Origin of the sequence: Craterilacuibacter sp. (assembly GCF_051659485.1) — a bacterium.
Taxonomy (GTDB): Bacteria; Pseudomonadota; Gammaproteobacteria; order Burkholderiales; family Chromobacteriaceae; genus Craterilacuibacter.
Genome location: NZ_JBOFOO010000266.1, coordinates 1 through 1,544, shown reverse-complemented (window position 1 = coordinate 1,544; position 1,544 = coordinate 1). Strand labels below are relative to the sequence as shown.

Genomic DNA, 1,544 nt, shown 5'->3' with positions numbered 1-1,544 from the left:
CAGGCCTCGAGGTGGGCGTATGCGGTAGCGCGGCGCTGGATGCGGGCGTTCATGTCATCCTCGGTCAGGGAAAAATCCGAGGATGCCTGCTTCTATCTTGGGATTACAGATGGGGCGGCTGGACGCTTACGCCTTTGATGACCGCTGCACCTGCAAAAATTAAGCCCACCGTCGATCGGTGGGCATTTTGCTTGCTGAAAGAGGTGCTCAGCGTGGTCTGGCTCGCGCCAGCTTGCTGGCTAGCGTCCCGGCACGCAGATGCGTATAGCGCATCAACATACTCAGCGTCTTGTGGCCGGTGATACTGGCCACTTCCATCACTTCCAGCCCGTCTTCGAACAGCTGGCTGGTGGCTTCGTGCCTCGTGTCGTGAAATCGCAAGTTCTCGATACCTAGCCGGTCACATGCACGGCGGAAAGCACGCGTGATCGAGTCCGGCTCGACATCGAAAATAAGCTCGCCACTACGCGGTAAGGCTTCGAGCAGTTCAACTGCACGCGGCGACAACGGTACTACCCGCGAACTGCCGTTCTTCGACATCTGGATCTTGAGCGCAGGGATCGCCGGCTTGTAATCCTGCCAGTGCAAGACACACAGTTCACCACGGCGCATCCCTGTCTCGATAGCCAACTGTAGGATGGTCTTCAAAATGGCCGAGTCAGTATCGTCGAGAATACGTTGCAGCTCATCCCCTTCGAAGCGACGCTCACGGGGCGCACCCTGCTTGGGCTTACTGATATCGTCGCAGGGGTTGCTGAGACGCTCGTAGCCCCACTCCTTGCGTGCCACGTTATACATGTGACTGAGCAAAGCAAGGTGCAGCCGTACAGTATTAGCGGCGAGCCCAGCCTGCAGCAGGCAGTCACGGAATCGAGCAAGGTCGAATCCCCTAAGTTCAGTGATATCAAGCGCGGAAAACGGCTCTGCTTGCAGTCGCTTGATCCGGCTGATCTCCTGGCGAGCGCCTTTTTTCTTGCTGCTGACTTCTTCCGCATAGCGCGTCAGCGCCTGATGTACGGAGAGTACAGGTCGGGATAGTGAGGCATAGGGCCCACGCTCCATCTCGGCTTCAACCTGCTGCGCCCAGCGGACTGCCTGATCCTTGCGGGGAAAGTGTTTGGAAATGTGGGGGTGGCCTTTGCGGCGGACACGTGCCTCCCAGCCTGCTCCGTGTTTGCGAATAGTTGCCATGTTCGACTCCATAATTGTGTTGGAGTCATGTGTAGGAACCGGTTTTATACCGCCTGCTCGGAAGGCCGTTTGCCCACGCATTGGGGCAAAATTGGGGCAAAACGCAAAAAGGACCTAGCCAAAAATGGCTAGGTCCTTTTGAATACTGGCTCCCCGAGCAGGGCTCGAACCTGCGACCTGCGGATTAACAGTCCGTCGCTCTACCAACTGAGCTATCAGGGAACAACCTTTAGATAATCGCGATGCGCTTATCTGTAAACTGGCGGAGAGAGGGGGATTCGAACCCCCGTCAGGATATTATCCTGAACACGCTTTCCAGGCGTGCGACTTCAACCACTCATCCACCTCTCCAG

1 protein-coding gene and 2 tRNA genes are annotated in these 1,544 nt (G+C 56.9%); all 3 read right to left on the bottom strand.

Features of this window, described 5'->3' with window-relative positions:
* Window positions 1–207: 207 nt before the first annotated feature.
* The 3 genes from ACRC1E_RS09195 to ACRC1E_RS09185 all read right to left on the bottom strand — a co-directional run bounded on the left by ACRC1E_RS09195 (window position 208) and on the right by ACRC1E_RS09185 (window position 1,542).
* Complete coding sequence (locus ACRC1E_RS09195) at window positions 208–1,191, bottom strand: tyrosine-type recombinase/integrase (protein WP_438514798.1); 984 nt, start codon at window positions 1,189–1,191, stop codon at window positions 208–210.
* Window positions 1,192–1,337: 146 nt separating this feature from the next.
* Window positions 1,338–1,413, bottom strand: a tRNA-Asn gene (locus ACRC1E_RS09190).
* A gap of 38 nt (window positions 1,414–1,451) precedes the next feature.
* A tRNA-Ser gene (locus tag ACRC1E_RS09185) sits at window positions 1,452–1,542 on the bottom strand.
* Between the last annotated feature and the right edge of the window lie 2 nt (window positions 1,543–1,544).

Coding starts and splice junctions, on each gene's coding strand:
- ACRC1E_RS09195 (WP_438514798.1), bottom strand. CDS start 1,191: ATGGCAACTATTCGCAAACACGGAGCAGGCTGGGAGGCACGTGTCCGC.